Source organism: Planktotalea sp., from assembly GCF_050633725.1.
In the GTDB taxonomy this organism is placed as follows: domain Bacteria; phylum Pseudomonadota; class Alphaproteobacteria; order Rhodobacterales; family Rhodobacteraceae; genus Planktotalea.
In genome coordinates this window covers 141,849-159,516 of the sequence record NZ_JBOEHB010000007.1, presented here as the reverse complement: position 1 = coordinate 159,516, position 17,668 = coordinate 141,849, and the positions used below count along the sequence as shown (strand labels likewise).

The 17,668-nt window shown below is 52.5% G+C and carries 18 protein-coding genes; 5 read left to right on the top strand and 13 right to left on the bottom strand.

Annotation, left to right across the window (positions count from 1 at the left end; all coding sequences use genetic code 11):
* Window positions 1–139: 139 nt before the first annotated feature.
* The 8 genes from ACRBCU_RS08105 to guaA are packed head-to-tail and all read right to left on the bottom strand — an operon-like array spanning window position 140 to window position 7,923.
* Entirely contained in the window at window positions 140–763 is a 624-nt protein-coding gene (locus tag ACRBCU_RS08105) for a TetR/AcrR family transcriptional regulator (protein ID WP_431364868.1), read from the bottom strand.
* On the bottom strand, window positions 756–1,625 hold the full coding sequence (ppk2, locus tag ACRBCU_RS08100) for a polyphosphate kinase 2 (protein WP_431364867.1): 870 nt from the start codon (window positions 1,623–1,625) through the stop codon (window positions 756–758). Before ppk2 ends, ACRBCU_RS08105 begins: the two co-directional genes overlap by 8 nt.
* Window positions 1,626–1,674: 49 nt before the next feature.
* On the bottom strand, window positions 1,675–2,625 hold the full coding sequence (locus tag ACRBCU_RS08095; protein ID WP_431364866.1) for an alpha/beta fold hydrolase: 951 nt from the start codon (window positions 2,623–2,625) through the stop codon (window positions 1,675–1,677).
* Entirely contained in the window at window positions 2,618–3,535 is a 918-nt protein-coding gene (gene metA, locus ACRBCU_RS08090; protein ID WP_431364865.1) for a homoserine O-acetyltransferase MetA, read from the bottom strand. The genes ACRBCU_RS08095 and metA overlap by 8 nt, the downstream gene beginning before the upstream one ends.
* A 39-nt stretch (window positions 3,536–3,574) precedes the next feature.
* On the bottom strand, window positions 3,575–4,441 hold the full coding sequence (locus tag ACRBCU_RS08085; protein ID WP_431364864.1) for an ATPase: 867 nt from the start codon (window positions 4,439–4,441) through the stop codon (window positions 3,575–3,577).
* A gap of 33 nt (window positions 4,442–4,474) precedes the next feature.
* On the bottom strand, window positions 4,475–5,386 hold the full coding sequence (locus tag ACRBCU_RS08080; RefSeq protein ID WP_431364863.1) for a DMT family transporter: 912 nt from the start codon (window positions 5,384–5,386) through the stop codon (window positions 4,475–4,477).
* Window positions 5,387–5,417: 31 nt separating this feature from the next.
* Window positions 5,418–6,299, bottom strand: coding sequence for a DMT family transporter (locus ACRBCU_RS08075; protein WP_431364862.1), 882 nt, complete (start codon window positions 6,297–6,299; stop codon window positions 5,418–5,420).
* Window positions 6,300–6,348: 49 nt separating this feature from the next.
* Window positions 6,349–7,923: a glutamine-hydrolyzing GMP synthase gene (gene guaA / locus ACRBCU_RS08070; RefSeq protein WP_431364861.1), complete on the bottom strand. Its 1,575-nt coding sequence runs from the start codon at window positions 7,921–7,923 to the stop codon at window positions 6,349–6,351.
* 199 nt (window positions 7,924–8,122) lie between these two features.
* Between guaA and ACRBCU_RS08065 the strand changes: the two genes are divergently transcribed.
* Window positions 8,123–9,670: a trimethylamine methyltransferase family protein gene (locus ACRBCU_RS08065; RefSeq protein WP_431364860.1), complete on the top strand. Its 1,548-nt coding sequence runs from the start codon at window positions 8,123–8,125 to the stop codon at window positions 9,668–9,670.
* 7 nt (window positions 9,671–9,677) lie between these two features.
* On the opposite strand, the gene ACRBCU_RS08060 is transcribed toward ACRBCU_RS08065, so the two are convergent.
* On the bottom strand, window positions 9,678–9,965 hold the full coding sequence (locus ACRBCU_RS08060; RefSeq protein WP_431364859.1) for a DUF6477 family protein: 288 nt from the start codon (window positions 9,963–9,965) through the stop codon (window positions 9,678–9,680).
* Window positions 9,966–10,472: 507 nt separating this feature from the next.
* Between ACRBCU_RS08060 and ACRBCU_RS08055 the strand changes: the two genes are divergently transcribed.
* The 4 genes from ACRBCU_RS08055 to tsf all read left to right on the top strand — a co-directional run bounded on the left by ACRBCU_RS08055 (window position 10,473) and on the right by tsf (window position 14,385).
* Window positions 10,473–11,261, top strand: a complete 789-nt coding sequence (locus tag ACRBCU_RS08055; protein ID WP_431364858.1) for a DUF6456 domain-containing protein — start codon at window positions 10,473–10,475, stop codon at window positions 11,259–11,261.
* A 189-nt stretch (window positions 11,262–11,450) separates the two neighbouring features.
* Entirely contained in the window at window positions 11,451–12,395 is a 945-nt protein-coding gene (lipA, locus tag ACRBCU_RS08050; protein ID WP_431364857.1) for a lipoyl synthase, read from the top strand.
* A gap of 273 nt (window positions 12,396–12,668) precedes the next feature.
* Entirely contained in the window at window positions 12,669–13,442 is a 774-nt protein-coding gene (gene rpsB / locus ACRBCU_RS08045) for a 30S ribosomal protein S2 (RefSeq protein ID WP_431364856.1), read from the top strand.
* A gap of 67 nt (window positions 13,443–13,509) precedes the next feature.
* The gene (gene tsf, locus ACRBCU_RS08040) at window positions 13,510–14,385 is read left to right on the top strand and encodes a translation elongation factor Ts (protein WP_431364855.1); all 876 of its coding nucleotides are present in this window, start codon (window positions 13,510–13,512) and stop codon (window positions 14,383–14,385) included.
* Between the two features lie 81 nt (window positions 14,386–14,466).
* On the opposite strand, the gene ACRBCU_RS08035 is transcribed toward tsf, so the two are convergent.
* From ACRBCU_RS08035 to ACRBCU_RS08020, 4 genes are all read right to left on the bottom strand, one after another.
* Complete coding sequence (locus ACRBCU_RS08035; protein WP_431364854.1) at window positions 14,467–15,420, bottom strand: hypothetical protein; 954 nt, start codon at window positions 15,418–15,420, stop codon at window positions 14,467–14,469.
* 467 nt (window positions 15,421–15,887) lie between these two features.
* Entirely contained in the window at window positions 15,888–16,655 is a 768-nt protein-coding gene (locus ACRBCU_RS08030; RefSeq protein WP_431364853.1) for a helix-turn-helix transcriptional regulator, read from the bottom strand.
* Window positions 16,652–17,089, bottom strand: a complete 438-nt coding sequence (gene aroQ, locus ACRBCU_RS08025) for a type II 3-dehydroquinate dehydratase (RefSeq protein WP_431364852.1) — start codon at window positions 17,087–17,089, stop codon at window positions 16,652–16,654. The genes ACRBCU_RS08030 and aroQ overlap by 4 nt, the downstream gene beginning before the upstream one ends.
* Before the next feature lie 430 nt (window positions 17,090–17,519).
* A partial coding sequence (locus ACRBCU_RS08020; protein ID WP_431364945.1) for an acyl-CoA dehydrogenase family protein occupies window positions 17,520–17,668 on the bottom strand: 149 nt, incomplete at its 5' end.

Below are 17,668 nucleotides of genomic sequence, written 5' to 3'. Positions count from 1 at the left end.
GGCCGTGAGAGGGGAAGCATGGCTTCTCGTGGGGCAGTCGAAATTGGCTGCCCCTTCCTCTCTCACTAAATATCCTCGCCGAAGGCATTATCTGCATGGGCATCGCCCATGCCAAACCTGTGACGCGCATTGCGCGTCTCTATTTGATATCGGGATCAATCAGACCCAATCCTCGCAAATAGATTCCAATAGCGCTTTCAAGCAAATCTTCTGGTGGAAACGGGCTTTGGGTTCCAGGGCTGTTCCGCGCAAAAAGCTCTACAACACCATGGCTTAGCGCCCAAATATGGGCACTAAACATCGTGGCGGGAGGGCGTTTTCCTTCAGGTATATGCTGGTTCAGGTCTTCTGCCGCGCGTTCCAGCACGCCGCGCGCGCGTGTCGAAACAGCGGCAAGTTCGGGCGTTCGATTAACCGAAATACCGCTTTCAAACATCGCAATATAGTGCCCGGGATACTTGCGTGCAAAGGCAAGATAGGCGCGTCCCGTTGCCTCGAAAGCCGCAAGGGCAGAAGGCTGGCCCGTTTCATAGGCATATTGCATCACATCTGCGAAAATCTCATAGCCTTGACGTGCGGCTTCTGCGATCAGATCCTCGCGCCCTTCGAAGTGACGGTAAACGGCAGCTGGGGTTACGCCCGCTTGTTTGGCCGCTTCAGACAGCGTGAAACCTGTTGGGCCTTTTTCGCGGATCAGCTCAAGCGCGGCTTCCACCAGCGCTTGGCGTAGATTTCCGTGATGATATCCCCGTTTTTTAGGCATCCCAGATATCCGGTCCTGAACAGATAGATTTGTCTATTTTCCCCAGTGCCTTGGCATCTTTGTGAAAATACTCGAACTGGGCCAGAACGTGACGTATTGCGGACAGGCGTGCGCGGCGTTTGTCGTCAGAGCGGATCACTGTCCAGGGCGCATTTTCGGTGTGACTGCGCTCAAGCGTTTCTTTGATTGCATCCGTGTATCCATCCCAGCGGTTCAAGCCTTCGACGTCAATCCAGCTGAGTTTCCATTGCTTCAACGGATCGCTTTCACGTGCCATGATGCGGCGTAGCTGCTCGGCTTGGCTCACGTTTAACCAAAATTTCACCAGCGTAATGCCTTCATTCACCAACATATCCTCGAAATGAGTGACTTGCTCAAAGAAGGCTTCGCGCTGCGTTGGTGTGCAAAATTCAAACACATGCTCGACAACGCCGCGATTGTACCAACTGCGATCAAAAAACACGATTTCGCCGCCTGCGGGCAAGTGGTCTATGTAGCGCTGGAAATACCACTGCGTGGACTCGCGCTCTGTTGGTTTGGAAAGCGCGACGACATTGGCCGAACGTGGGTTAAGGTTTTCACGAAACCGTTTGATCGTGCCACCTTTACCAGCAGCGTCGCGCCCCTCAAAAACAACAGCCACGCGCTGACCCGTTTCGCGGACCCAGTGTTGAAAACGCACCAATTCGATTTGCAAATCGGCCATTTCTTTCTCGTAGGTTTTGCGCTTCATGCGTTCGGAGTGCGGATAATCCGGATTGAGAATATCGTCTTTCTCTGCGCGTTTGATTGCATCGCGCACGTTTTGCGGCGCTTTTTCTTTGAAGAACGTGCTGATTGCGCCGTCAAAAGGTAGGTCCATTTTGCTCATCCTTTGATCCTGTTCATGTGACTATGAAGAGCCTACGCCGTTACCGCAATCCAGCACGCGATGCTGCGCGGTGAATTGCGTCAATTACTTCGCGCTCTGCGCTATGCAATGGGCCATGCCCAATGCCGTTCAGCACTGTCAGCTCGGCATCATCGAGTTGATCGACCAGCAATTCAGAATGAATGCTCAAACCGACAATTTTGTCCTGATCACCGTGCAAAATCTCGGTGGGCGTTTTGATTTCGCCATACCTTGGGATCATTTCGCGAATGTCGGGCATCAGGCGGATGCGCTGACGTGCATTTGCCACCATGGTTTTGCGGCGCAAAGTTATGCTTGCACCGAAATAGTCGGAAAACCCCTCTGGGGCAGCCTGCGGTGTATAGACTTGATCAAAGGCGTTCTCGACATAGGTTTGGGGCGTCCAAGCAGTCATAACTGGGACGAGAAACGTCGCGCCAAACCAAGACGCATTCACGCGATACAAAAGATCGACGGGGCCTTGCCAATCGTTTGATGGAGCGGAAACCAAAACCAACGCTGAGATGTTCTCGGGGTGGTGCAGAGCCCACGCAAGCGCAACCGCGCCGCCAAAAGAATGTCCCAACACGATCGGTTTCTTGGCACCCAGCTTGGCAGCGGCTTGCGATAAAAGCGCTGCTTGCTCTGGCAGGCTTTCGCCATCGCGCGTCATGGGCTCTGAATAGCCAAGGCCCGGTCGATCCAGCACAATAACACGGTAGTGCTTTTCTAGTTGAGCCAGCAGCGAAAACGTATAATCGCGCGTAGAGCTGGACGCGCCGTGGATCAGGACCAAGTCGGGGCCAGAGCCACGCACAACGCCGTGAACGCGATGGCCGTTGACGTCAACAAACTGGCCTTCGGGCGGATAGCTGTCTTCTGCCATCGTTTCGCGTTGCTGTGCGCGCCATGCCGTCAGCGCCGCAAATATTGCGAATAGGATCACAACGCTGAGCAGAATTCTAAGCACCTATCAAATCGCTATCAAACGGCGTTGATTGATATATTTCATTGATCCAATTTCCATAAAGCAGATGTGCGTGGCTGCGCCAACGGTTCTGCGGTGGCTGGCTTGGATCATCATTCGGATAATAGTTCATCGGAACATTGATCGGTGTGCCTTCGGCGACATCGCGATCATACTCTTGCTTTAGGGTGCCGCTATCGTATTCAAAATGATTGAAAATATAAAGCGCGCGATGTTTGGCGTCTTCAACAAGGCAGGGGCCAGCGTCATCACTTGAGAGCAATGTCGTTAACCCTTCGCTTTGGGAAATCTCGCTTTGGCGCATCTCGGTCCAGCGGCTGACCGGAATGACACAGTCGTCTGAAAAGCCACGCAGATAGGGCGAGGCAGGTGCGAGATTTTTGTGCCGGAAGCAGCCAAAGGCCTTTTCATTCAGCATGTGTTTTTGAACGCCGTGAAAATGATTGATCATCGCCATTCCGCCCCAACACACACCAAAGGTTGAATGCACATTGGTTTGGGTCCAAGCGAAGACCTCGCAAAGCTCATCCCAATAGGTGACATCCGGGAAGGGCAGGTGCTCGATGGGCGCGCCAGTTATGATCAAGCCGTCAAACTTTTGATCCTTCACCTCGGAAAACGGGCGATAGAAACTTTCCATATGCTCGGCAGCGGTGTTTTTGGTTTGATGCTCGCTCATGCGGATCAGCGAAAACTCGATCTGCAGGGGCGTTGCACCGATGAGACGGGCGAATTGGTTCTCCGTCTGAATTTTCTTCGGCATCAGATTGAGCAGAGCAATGCGTAGCGGGCGAATGTCTTGCCGCGCGGCCTGATCATCTGACACGACCATAACACCTTCGCGCGATAACACGTCAAAGGCAGGTAGGTCGGCAGGGAGCTTTATCGGCATGTCAGGCGTCTTTCACAAATGAGAGTAGTAGAGATAGGATCAAGGCGTTTGCGCAGCAAGAGCATCTGCGATCACATCAACAAAAGCGGCTTCGGACTTGATGGTTTCCCAGTCCGAGGCTTGTACTGTTATGCCAAAATTTGCAGCCATATTTTCATAGCGGGGTTGGCGATGCGCAAGCGCTTGTGCGTAGGTCCAGCGAATGAAGGTATCTGGATCAACATCACCTTCTTGCATGTTGTTATCGCTCAAGTATTCCGCCCAAACACGCGCCAGAAACTCAGGTTGATAGGACATCGGCTTGGGCTCTTTATCAAAGCGTTGAACCAATTCATCTGTGTGGCTGTCGCTGCCTTTGATCCAAACCATCAAACAGTCTTTCGCCAAGGCGCTGAGCAAAGGATCGTTTGCATCACTAGGATCAACCCATTCACAAATCGACCCACCTGTATCGCAGATGAAGTTGTCATATCCATAGATTGATTGCGCCCGCGCGATGAATGGCGCGGTGTCTTCAAGCGCAGCAATCTCGGCGGTGCGAAACTGATCTTGGCGGCGTTGATATTCTGCGATGGGCAGCCCGCCTTTGTCGGGATTACCGGGCTTGCCAAGGTAGGCCGCGACAGGACGCAGGTCATGATCATGCACATTCACACCGAAGTGGATCAGGTCTTGCATAAACATTTCGCGCAGAAAGCTATTCTTCATCGCCTCGCGCTTGAGGTTGTCGATGATATGCTCGCTCATATAGCGCGTACCGATGCGGTAATCGACGGTGTAGTGAAACCAGCTGCCTTGCTCGGCCAGCATTTCAGAGACATGGGTTTTGCCCAGCCCCGACATCGCGAAGATTAGCACACGTTTTTGCGGCGCATCGCGCCACGCTTGCGCGGATGAGTAAAGCATGATGACGTCCTTGGCCTTGATCGTGATGCCTTGCTACTTGCCCCGTCGCAGGGCGTCAACGGCGCGACCATCCAAGATGATCAGTCCAAGCGCCAACAAGCCAAAACCAACATAGGCACGCGGGTGCAGTGCTTCGCCAAGAAAAATTGCCCCAAGCACAATCGCGACAGGCGGAACCAGCAGGGTCACAAGCATCAGATTGCCACTGCCTGCAAGGTCGAGAATTTTGTAATAAAGCAGATAAGCCAGCGCGGTCGCGATGATCACGTAATAGCCGATGGCAGCCCACGTGATCGGCTTTAGCGCCAATGTCATCGGGCCTTCAATGATCCAAGCCGCCGGCAGCATGATGATCGTAGAGCCTGTGAGCATCCCCGCAGCGGCCACTTCGGGCGCAAGCCCCGCCAGACGTTTGCGCGCCCAAATGCTCGCAAGCGCATAAGAAATCGTGCCGCCAATCACCGCGATTTGTGCAAGCGATTGCAGATTGAAGGCAAGCAAATGTTGAATACCAATTGCCGTGGCAACCCCCAAGAAACCGAGCCCCACACCGATTGCTTTGCGCAGTGTTAGGCGTTCATCCACAAAGAATACCGCTGCGAGCAACACGCCGAAGATCGCTGTTGCCGCGTTTAAGATCGAGGTCAAGCCGCTCTCGATCGTCAATTGCCCCCAAGCCATGAGCGAAAACGGAATCACATTATTGAGCAAACCCATGCCCAGAAAGCCGATCCAGATTCGGCTTTCTTTTGGAAAGGGTAGACCCTTTAGCCAAACATAACCCCAAAGCAAACACATGGCCCACCCGACGCGATGTGCAACAGAGGTCAGAAAACCGACTTCATCCAATGCGATACGAATTGAAAGAAACGAGCCGCCCCAAGCCAGTGCCAGCAGTGCGAGCAATCCCCAAGCGAGGGGTGAAATGTCTTTGTTGGTTTTCATGGGGTTGGTTTGCCCAAGTGCGCGGGTACTCTCAATCCGAAACCTGCGCTTTGCGGGTTTCAGACCAAATATTGTAGTAGTTGCCAGCAAAAATCAGCGCCGCTCCAACAAAAACCCACAGATCTAGAGCTTCTCCAAAGACCATTACCCCCACGACCGCGATCAAGGGGAGGCGGGTAAAATCAATTGGCATCACAACGGTTGCGGGCGCGATGGAAAGTGCTTTTGTCAGGCACAAATGCGCGATCAGCCCGGCAAGGCCGACCAGCGCCAGAAGCGGTGCGCTCTGGGCCGTAGGAAGCGCGATATCACCATCGTATCCTGCGCAAATCAGCCCGAAAACCGCTTGCGTCACAGTCAGATAAGCCAAAATGCAGGTCAGGCTTTCAGTGCGCGTTAGACGCTTGGTCAAAAGCCCTGTCAGCGCAAAACAAATCGCGGCAAGTGCGGCTGTGATGACCCCGATGTTTATCGGCGTAGCGCCTGGTCGGGTCACGATCAAAATCCCGATAAAACCAAGCACTGCGGCAATGATCCGAGGCTGGGTAAGCCGCTCGCCCAGAAAAATAGGCGAGAGCACAAGAACCCAAATCGGGGATGTGAATTCTAACGCAAACACCTGCGCCAAAGGAATGACGGTAATGGCAAAGAACCAAAGGTTTTGCCCTGCAAAATGGAACAGGTTTCGCACGATTTGAATTGGCGCGGAGCGGCGTGTGATTTGCCCCAATGTCCCCAACGCGCTGGCCACGCCAAGAACGACTATAACGCCCGTAATGGAGCGATAGAGCATGATTTCAAAGGTATCATACCCCTCAGCAAGCCAACGCCCCGCGACGGCCATGAATGAAAACGACACGATCGAGCCGATCATCCAGATTGCCGCGCGAAGCTCTGGGGCAAGCTCACGCATCACTTTGTCTCTACGCTTGGTGAGCAAGGCCACTTAGCAGCAGAGAAGATCACTCCCATTCAATCGTTCCGGGAGGTTTGGAGGTGATATCGTAGGTTACACGGTTGATGCCCGGCACTTCATTGATGATCCGCGTAGCCGTTTCGCCAAGAAATTCGTGGCTGAACGGATAATAGTCCGCTGTCATCCCGTCGACGGATGTCACCGCACGCAGAGCGCAGGCAAAATCGTAAGTGCGCCCATCGCCCATCACGCCCACTGTGCGCACAGGAAGGATTGCGACAAAGGCTTGCCAGATTTCGTCATAAAGGCCGTGCTTGCGGATTTGATCAATGTAGACCGCATCTGCTTCACGCAGGATGTCGAGCTTTTGGATGGTGATTTCACTGGGGCAACGGATCGCAAGGCCCGGACCAGGGAAGGGATGGCGACCGATGAAGGAGGCGGGCAGGCCAAGCTCACGGCCAAGGGCGCGTACTTCGTCTTTGAACAACTCGCGCAGTGGCTCAACCAGTTTGAGACCCATTTTCTCAGGCAAGCCGCCCACGTTATGATGCGATTTGATCGTCACTGATGGACCGCCAGAAAAGCTCACGCTTTCAATGACATCGGGGTAAAGCGTGCCTTGCGCGAGGAATTCAGCGCCTTCAATTTCGCCCGCGTATTTTTGAAAGACGTCAATAAACAGCTTGCCGATAATCTTGCGCTTGGTCTCAGGATCGCTTTGACCGTCTAGCTCACCAAGGAACAAGTCCTGCTCCTGCGCATGGATGAACTGCATGTTGTAATTGTCGCGGAACATGGCGACGACTTCGTCGGCTTCACCTTTGCGCAGCAATCCATGATCGACAAAAACACAGGTCAGTTGATCGCCAATCGCTTCGTGGATCAGAACCGCAGCTACAGAGCTATCAACACCGCCAGAGAGGCCGCAGATGACTTTCTTATCGCCAACCTGCGCGCGGATCGCCTCGATCGCTTGCTCGCGGTAGGCCCCCATTGTCCAATCGCCGGTGAATCCAGCCAATTTGACAAAGTTCTCAAAGAACTTGGCACCGTTTGGTGTGTGATGCACTTCTGGATGGAACTGCACAGCATAAAAATGGCGCGACGCATCTGCGGTAATCGCATAAGGCGCGTTGGGCGAGGTGCCAAAGACCTCAAACCCTGGTGCAAGGGCGGAAACATGATCGCCGTGGCTCATCCAGACTTGCTCGTTTTCTTTAGCAAACCAGCCATCAAGCAGATCAAGTGTGTTTTCGGCCGTTACAAAGGCACGACCAAATTCCGCTGTGCCGCCGCCACCTGAAATCTTGCCGCCTTCAACTTTGCCGCCAAGTTGCTCCATCATCACTTGCTGACCGTAGCAAATGCCGAGCACAGGAACGCCATAAGAAAACAGGCTTTCAGGCGCGCGCGGTGAGCCTTCGCGGGTCACGCTATCTGGACCGCCTGACAAGATCACTGCCTTGGGCGCGAAATCGGCCAAAAACGCGTCAGTGACGTTCTGATAGGGGTGAATTTCGCAATAGACACTTAGCTCGCGCAAGCGGCGCGCAATAAGCTGCGTCACTTGGCTGCCAAAGTCGATAATCAGGAGGCGGTCGTGGGATATATCTGTCATGGCAACCCTCTATGTCAGGGCGGCGCAGAGGTCAATTCAGATGGATGATCCAAATGCGATGCGCGCGCGTGTTGGGGCCGCAATTGTCGCGAAGGTCGCTTTTACACCGCAATCGCCGCTATTACACCGCACGCATATCGAACAGCCGCTTAGAAAGAGATCAAATTGAACAACGCACTTGATTGGGTGAGGATACGTCATGGCAGAAGCAGCAGCGCGCACACGAAGAACACGCGGTGGAGGCGGCGCAGCACGCCGCGCAGAGCGCAGCGCCGTCAGCTTTGAAACGGCCAAGTATATCGAACGCAATATCCCGAACTACGAAGTGCTTAGCGATTCTGCGCTCGACATCATCGAAGCCAACGCAGAGCAGGTTCTAGAAGAAATCGGGGTAAACTTCGTCAATAATCCGGCCGCGCTTGAACGTTGGCGCGCAGCTGGCGCCATTATTGAAGGCGAGCGCGTGCGTATTCCTAAAGGGCTGGCGCGAGAGCTTTGCAAAACCGCGCCTGCCAGCTTTACCCAACACGCACGAAACCCTAAGCGCAACGTTGTGATCGGCGGCAACACCATGGTGTGCGCGCCTGTTTATGGCCCTCCCTTCGTGCGCGATGTTGAAGGTGGGCGGCGGTACGCCACGATGGATGACTTCCAGAAATTCGTAAAGCTTGGCTATATGTCCAAATGGCTTCACCATTCGGGCGGGACAGTGTGCGAACCGACAGATGTCGCCGTTAACAAACGCCATCTTGATATGTTGCTCGCGCATATGACCTTGAGCGACAAACCTTTTATGGGCTCTGTAACCGAGCCTAGCCGTGCGCAAGATAGCGTTGAGATGTGCGAAATTTTGTTCGGCAAAGAGTTCGTTCAAGAAAACACCGTGATGACGTCGCTGATCAACATCAACTCACCTATGACGTTTGACGATGTGATGATGGGCGCGCTGGAAGTTTACGCGAGCAACAACCAAGCCTGCATCATTTCTCCGTTTATCGTAGGTGGCGCGATGGCGCCTGTTTCTATTGCTGGAACTTTAACGCAGGTGATGGCTGAGCTGCTTGCCGGAATTGCATATAGTCAATTGGTGCGCCCCGGTGCCCCAGTGATTGCAGGTGCATTTGTAACCTCGATCGACATGAATTCTGGTGCGCCGACATTTGGCACGCCCGAAGCAAGTCATATTCTATATGGTGCGGGCCAACTTGCGCGTCGTCTTGGTTTACCGTTCCGCTCGGGCGGTGGGTTATGCGGATCAAAATTGCCAGATGCGCAATCTGCTTATGAAACAGCCCATACCCATAACGCGGCTTTGCTTGGTGGTGTGAACTTTATGCTCCATTCCTGTGGCTGGCTCGAAGGTGGCCTTGTGTCCTCGTTCGAAAAATTTGTCATCGACGCAGATCAGCTGGGCATTTTGCACCACATGGCCAAGGGTGTTGAGATAGATGAAAACGCACAAGCGATGGATGCCATTCGCGAAGTTGGCCCAGGCGGGCATTTCTTAGGGTGCGCGCATACCCAAGCCAACTTTAAGTCTGCATTTTGGCGCTCTGAGACCTTTGACTATAAGCCATTCGAAACTTGGGCAGATGAAGGCGCGCGCGACACGCAAACGCTTGCTCAAGAGCGCGTCGCACAAATGCTTGCTACATATCAGCAGCCAGAGATTGATCCCGAGACATTGCTCGCCTTACAAACCTATGTTGCTGATAAGAAAGCCTCGATGCCAGACGCCTTTATTTAGGGCGAGCTTAAGCGTCGCGCTGGTTGTAGCGTTGGGCTTCAAACATCAGGGCAACAAGAACTTCTACATGACGCGCGACGCTATAAGCAGCATCGCGCGTTTTTCTTAAGTTGTTTGACTGGTTTTCCAAATCGCTCAGCAACATCAAAACGGCACCCGCTTTGGACGGGACAGGGCCACGAAGAATACGCGACAGGTGCGATTTTCGGCGATAGTCATTCATTCCGAGTCGGGCGGCATTTACCAAGAGCTTTGGGCGTTTGAGTTTAGAAAGTTGTGTTGAAATATCTTGCATGCGTGTGTCCCTCGTTGGATCGGTTACAAGTAGCACTTTATGCAACCTATAAGTGTGTTGCGCATCGCTCGCTTCAAGCGCACGGCGACTTCAGAATTGTTTATCTTTTGGAAACAATACTTAACGAACCGACAGATCGTTAACCGTTAGGTAACGATTACCTCTCAGGTTGTGGAAAAACCTATGGGTAACTTTTGCATAATAAGGTCAGTAGATGTGACGCAGCTAAGTTCGAACCAATCAACACACGGGGGAATGCCCTCGGCTTCATTAACCATTCCTGCATGGGTGCCAGAGGCCGTTCACAGGTATTTGACCCACACAGAGGAGGGGCTAACAATCCGCGAAGTCGCTCGTCGTTCAGGCTGTCATGCGTCAACTGTTTTACGCCAGATCCGCAAGATCGAGATACGCCGCGATGATCCTCTCGTGGACCGCGCTCTACATGCTCTAAGTTCCCGTTTTTTCCATGGCACTGCTCGTTTTTGCGCCAAGGAGACAGATGATATGTGTAACATTTCACATCCCGAAACCCCCGATATAGACCGCCAAGCCCAACGAATATTGCGCCGATTAAGCGAGACAGGCGCAGTTCTTGCGGTGGCCGAAGGGATGGAAACCGCAGTTGTGGTGCGAGAAGGTCAAAATGGCGCGACAAGCAAAACAGCCTCGATCAGCGCCGAATTTGTATCCGTACTTGCACTGAATGCTTGGGTCGAGTGCCGCAAGCCCGGGCGCATTTCGCGATATCGCATCACGCCTGCAGGCCGTGCAAAGCTTGCAGATATCTGCGATGATTTCAGGGGTGGGAACCTTGATGACAGCGCTTTAGACCCGAGCAAAACCAGAAGACGCGTTCGGTATTCGATAACTGAAAGCCCGGTTACTGCTTTGTCACGTCGCAAAGATAAGGATGGCACGCATTTTCTAAGCGAGGCTTTGGTGAACGCTGCCGAGCGTTTGCGCGAAGACTTTGAGCTCGCGCAGATGGGACAGAGCGTAACGCAGAACTGGGACAGTTTTCTAACGGCTGGGGTTGAGGGTAGCGCACGCGTTGGATCGAATGGCAAAGAGGCGCCAAGCGACGCGCGCGCGCGGGTCGCTCAGGCGCTGCGATACCTCGGGCCAGGACTTGGCGATGTTGCCTTGCGCTGTTGTTGCTACCTTGAAGGCCTTGAAAGCGCCGAAAAACGAATGGGCTGGTCAGCGCGATCTGGAAAAATTGTTCTGCGAATAGCCTTGCAGCGTCTCCATCAGTTTTATGAAACCGAGCTTGGTGATGTTTTGATTGGTTGAAATGGCCTGCGACACTCTCTTTGCATGTCCTCCCAAATGCAAAGACACAGCCGGCGCAGGATTGGTTTCTTGCGCCGTGCCCCCTTGGGCGTTGTGACGCGCACAAAGCTGCTATGCGTCTACTGCTCTGGCTGTTACAAGAATGTATGTTAAATGACACATATTCCGTTTCCAGCTGAGGGCTGATCCATGCGCGACCTGAAAATTCCTGACCAACGCCATCCGGAAAAGGCGCATCGCCCAGACAATGCTCAGCCTAAAAAGCCAGACTGGATTCGCGTAAAAGCTCCGAGCGGGGCAGGGTACAAAGAGACTCGCAATATCCTACGTGAAAACAAGCTGGTGACGGTTTGCGAAGAAGCCAGTTGCCCTAATGTGGGGGAGTGCTGGAATCAAGGCCACGCGACCATGATGATCATGGGTGAAATTTGCACGCGTGGCTGCACGTTCTGTAATATCGCTACGGGCAAGCCCGAGGCTTTGGACGCATTCGAGCCGGGCCGCGTTGCGCATGCCGTCGAAACCTTGGGACTGAACCACGTCGTTATCACATCTGTAGATCGTGATGACCTGAAAGATGGTGGCGCAGAGCACATCGCGCAAACGATCCGCGCGGTACGCCACCGCGCTCCCGAAACAACGATCGAAGTTCTGACACCTGATTTTCTCAAATGTGATGTAAGCGCGGTTGAAGCTGTCGTTGAAGCGCGCCCAGACGTGTTCAATCACAATCTTGAGACAGTGCCAGGTCTTTATCCGACAGTGCGCCCTGGAGCGCGGTATTTCCATTCCCTTCGTTTGCTGCAGCAAGTGAAAGAGATGGATGCAAGCATTTTTACAAAGTCGGGAATAATGGTCGGCCTTGGTGAAGAAAAGCAAGGCGTGCAACAAGTTATGGACGATATGCGCGCCGCAGACGTGGATTTCCTGACAATCGGACAGTATTTGCAGCCAACGCCAAAGCACCACCGGGTTGCCCGTTTCGTTGATCCTGAAGAGTTCAAGTCCTATGAAAAAGCCGCGTGGGGAAAAGGGTTCCTGATGGTGTCTGCAACACCTTTGACGCGTTCATCTTACCATGCAGGTGATGATTTTGCCCAGCTTCGTGCGGCTCGAGAAGCAAAGCTCGGGTAGGCAGAGTATTCTGCGAATACTCTGAAAAACAAAACCTTCTGCGAAGGTTTTTAAGGCTATTATGATCCAATTGTTGATCTTCGCAGAAGATCATCTGGTCAAAATTCTTCGCAGAAGAATTTGTTAGTTGCGCTTTGCGATTACCCGCCCTATACGCGCGCTATTAAATCCCGCAGGTGGGGTTGGGCCTTTGAGGGAGAAATCCTCAAACGTCCGCCGGTTTGAACATCCGTTCATACCCCCACCGAGGCGAAACCGGAAAAGGAAAACGACATGGCTCTTCCAGAGTTCACCATGCGCCAACTGCTTGAAGCAGGCGTACACTTCGGCCACCAAACACAGCGTTGGAACCCACGCATGGGCCCCTTCATCTATGGCGCGCGTAACGGCATCCACATCATGGACCTTACACAAACCGTTCCAATGCTCGACGCGGCGCTCAATGCGATCCGTGACACTGTAGCAAAAGGCGGCCGTGTTTTGTTCGTCGGTACAAAGCGTCAAGCGGCGACACCAATCGCGAACGCAGCTGAGCAGTGTGCACAGTATTACATGAACCACCGTTGGCTCGGCGGCACTCTGACAAACTGGAAAACTGTTTCTCAGTCTATCAACCGCTTGAAATCCATCGACGAAAAGATGGAAACAGGCTTTGAAGGTCTAACAAAGAAAGAGCGCCTCGGCATGGAGCGCGATCAGGCGAAATTGCAGGCCTCCCTTGGCGGTATTCGCGAGATGGGTGGAACACCAGACCTAATCTTCGTCATCGACGTGCGTAAAGAAGCCCTCGCAATCGCAGAAGCGAACAAGCTGGGTATTCCTGTTGTCGCAATCGTTGACACGAACTGCTCCCCTGACGGCATCGATTACATCATCCCAGGTAACGACGACGCAGCGCGCGCAATCGCTCTTTACTGTGACCTCGCGGCCCGCGCAGCGCTTGACGGCATGTCCGCTCAGCTTGGCGCAGCCGGTGTTGACCTTGGCGCGATGGAAGAAGCAATGGTTGAAGAAGTTGTTGCTGAAGAAGCACCTGCTGCCAGCTAAGCGTCACGCATCTTTTACGAGGGCAGGGTAGGCCCGCCCTCGTTTTCCCATTCTAGGAGATATGAAAATGGCAATTACAGCAGCCATGGTTAAAGAACTGCGCGATTCATCCGGCGCAGGCATGATGGACGCAAAAAAAGCGCTCACAGAAACAGACGGCGACATGGAAGCAGCAATCGATTGGCTGCGTACCAAGGGCCTTGCAAAAGCGGCTAAGAAATCCGGCCGTACAGCAGCAGAAGGCCTTGTGGCCGTTGCAGTTGAAGGCGGCAAAGGCGTTGCGGTTGAAGTGAACTCTGAAACCGACTTCGTTGGCAAAAACGCGGAATTCCAAGAGATGGTTGGCGGTATCGCGACTGTTGCAATGGGCGTATCCGATGTTGAAGGTCTTGCAGCTGCGGATATGGGCGGCAAGCCTGTGTCTGAAGTTCTGACAGACAAAATCGCGACAATCGGTGAGAACATGTCTTTGCGCCGCATGGCGTCCGCAGAAGGTGCGTCTGTTGTGTCTTATGTTCACAACGCAGCAGCGCCTGGCATGGGCAAGATCGGCGTTCTGGTTGCTTTGTCAGCTGAGAACGAGGCATTCGGTAAGCAGGTTGCAATGCACATTGCAGCGGCAAACCCAGCAGCTCTGTCCGAAGCGGACCTCGACGCGGATGTTGTCGAAAAAGAAAAGCAAGTTCAGATGGATATCGCACGCGAGTCCGGCAAGCCTGAGCAAGTGATCGAAAAAATGATCGTTGGCCGCATGAAAAAGTGGCTCGCTGAGAGCACGCTTTTGGGCCAAGCCTTCGTTGTGAACCCTGATCTGACAGTTGCGGAAGCGGCGAAAGAAGCAGGCGTTGAGATCACATCTTATGTCCGCCTTGAAGTTGGCGAAGGCATTGAGAAGAAAGAAGAAGATTTCGCAGCAGAAGTTGCGAAAACAATGAAGGGCTAAAGCTCTTTCATCTCTTCTAAGTTACAAAGCGCCGCGCGATTCATTTCGCGCGGCGCTTTTGCATTTTGCTACCTAGTTTTGTCACTCTTGATCGGGGCAGGCGTCAACAGGCGTGTTTTGCCAACCCGAGGTGCCCGCAATAAAGGCATCCGCAACATATTGCAGGTTTGGGCGGTCGATATCGTCTTCTTCAGCAGTGTTCAGTCTTTCGCGCGCATCGGCACCTTTTTCTCGTGCATCAACCAAAAACTCATTGATCGGTGTACTGTCTTGGGTCGGGCTATAAACAACCGAATAATGTTGGCTTCGTGAAAAGGCGACAATCAGCGGTTCATCGAAGATTTTAGACTCGGTAAATGCCTTTTGCGCCGCTTTCGCAATGCTGCAATTGTTGGACCTATAGGATGCGAGAACCACAACATTCTCGGCAATTTTGTTATTAGTTTCAGGAGCTTCAAAACTGTCTGGCACTCGATCCGGTGCCACGACACTCAATGCCTGACTTTCTGGAGCGCTAATTAGCTCTAAAACTTTGTTTTTACACATGTCTTGAGCGCTGTCTTGTTCGGAACCCTGCGTAGAACGCTCCAAGTACTGCCTATGCAAAGACAGAATATGGCGAGATTTCTCAAAATCGTTATCTTCGACAATTGCGAATTGGGCGGCAATAAAGCAATTTCTTGCACGCTCTTTTGCAGATAAATCTTTGTCGATCATTTTTTCAAGATGGTTCACTCCGATGCGGAGCAATTCAATTTTTGCTCGCCCTTGCTGCGTATTGGCGTTGATCACATTTATTTTTGCATTAAATGCTGCGATATCTTTTTGGGCCATAGCGCTTGCGGTACTTGCTTCTTCAGCGGCGCGTTGTGCGAAGATTGAGAACAACAGGGAACCCAATCCAACAAACGCCGCGAGCAAGCTTGCGAAGATTGCATAACGATTTGAGCGCTCCGCTCGCGCGTTGACCAATTTGTTGTGTTCAAATTTCTTGACTTCAAGATCAAGCTTGCGGGTTTCAATTTCTGTATCCACAATGATCCCTCCTACTCGAAATGGTGAAATTTATAACAACTTTAAACAAGAATTACCGCTCAGAAACATGTTTACGCTAGAGCGCGATTCAAATCGCTAAAATAAAAAGCGGCGCCCCCGAAAATTGAGAGCGCCGCCAAAATAAGATCACCGGCCCGAACATTGGGGATGAGGCAGGCCAGCGATACAAGCCGGTCAGACGGCGGACTATACGCCGCCTGAACCGACACCAGATCTCTCTGGCAAAGAAAGGTAGAGCCTTGTAATCACAAGGTTAACTTTCTGTAAGTTCCTAGGCTAAAGCCACCACTCACGGAACACGTTGACTATGCGTCATCAAGCGGCTGACCAAAAGTAAAGGATTCCATACCTTTGCTACTTTAACGCTAAATTGACGTTCTTGGGTAAAACTGGAAAAGCATGTATTTCGCTGTGAAAAGCGATTTCTAGCCTGTTTTGACGGGATTTTAGCCCTGAATGCCATCCACGATGAACATTTGGTTTTGAAACGCAGCTTTCAGTACGGCCTGTGCTGTTGTTTCAACACTCAGCGATTCACGCGCGAGGCGAAGGTGTTTTTCGACCGTCGCCGACGTCAGCCCCATAAGCATAGCAATGTCCTGGGTCGTTTTGCCGTCGCCGACCCATTCAAGCGCTTCGCGCTGACGTTTTGTCAAAGAACGACCCGTTGATTGATGGGGCAGGGTGACGATTTTGAGGTGCGCGACATTGTTCATCAACACAATATCGCTCCCATGCTCGGCCCAAATCTCATCTGCTTCAGCCTGCGTCATGCCTTCGCGCGCAGTCAGTGCAATCGCCCCCTTAGAGCGCGATGTAATCGCCTTGAAACTAATCGAATAGCCCGCAGTCACATTGTGGCGCTGATTGATCGCAATGATCTGCTTCTCACGTTCAGTCAGCGCACCGCGCGCCATTTCATCCCACAAGAACCGCCAACTACAGGCACCAACGTTGTGCAAGGCCCAACGCACCATCGGCGCATCCCGATACAAACCATTACCGATGAAAAGCTCCATGTAGCTTGGATCGTGATTGGTTAGTAAAATGAAATCCTCGGGATCTCCCATCGAGGTTTCCGACATATAGTGTGAAAACCCGTAGATGATCCGATCAAAACCATATTCCGCCATTTTGGAGCAATGCAGATCCCACAAAGCCTCGGCAGACGGCGCCGCTGTTAATTGCTCCAGAAACCTGCGCAGCTCGCTCATACACGTGCCTCAAGATGTGCGCCAAGCGCGTCAAGCGCGAGCAAGTAGCTCTGAGCGCCAAAACCCGCTATCTGCCCAAGAGCGACAGGTGCAATGTAGGAATGATGGCGAAACGCCTCACGGGCATGAATATTGCTCAGATGCACTTCAACGCATGGCAGCTCGACCGAGGCCAACGCGTCATGCAGCGCAACTGATGTATGTGTATATGCGCCGGCGTTAATGATAATGCCGTCCTGCGTAGATTTCGCTGCATGAATTGCATCAATCATAGCGCCTTCGTGATTGGACTGCATGAAAGTGATTTCTGCGCCATCACTATGCGCACGGCACATGTCTTCGATATCGCTTAGGGTGGTGGTTCCGTAAACCTCTGGCTGGCGCGTGCCGAGCAAGTTCAGGTTCGGGCCATTCAATATCAAAACGCGAGTCATATAGGTTCCATCTTCGTGGATGCATACTTTGACGCATCACGTAGCGATGTGTCTAGAGGATGCAGCGTATTTTAGCGCCAAACTCGCAGGAAATTGACAAGAAAACAGGGGTTTGGAACAAGAACAGCAAGGTTACGTCGCGACAAGCCCAAGCAAGGACTCGTCTGGTTGAGCAATCCAGCCTCAATAAGGTGCTGCCCAAAGCAGCCAAATCGATGGCGACCTAAGTGCAATCATCTTGGCGTCGCGCACAGCAGGGTTTCACAAACCTATATTTTTAAGGGTTTTGCGCATCTAAATAAATTACATAATACTGATTATGCGAAATACAGATACCAAAATGGGAAGTCGCGCAAGTCAGCCCTTTCGCCCTCAGATACATTGAGCGCTACATTAACAGCAGCGCTCAATACGTTGATAACAAAAGTCTTTAGAAGAACGCCTGCAAGCCAGTCTGCGCCCGCCCCAAAATGAGCGCATGAACGTCGTGTGTGCCCTCATAGGTGTTCACTGTCTCGAGGTTTACCATATGACGGATCACACCGAACTCGGCAGAAATGCCGTTGCCGCCGTGCATGT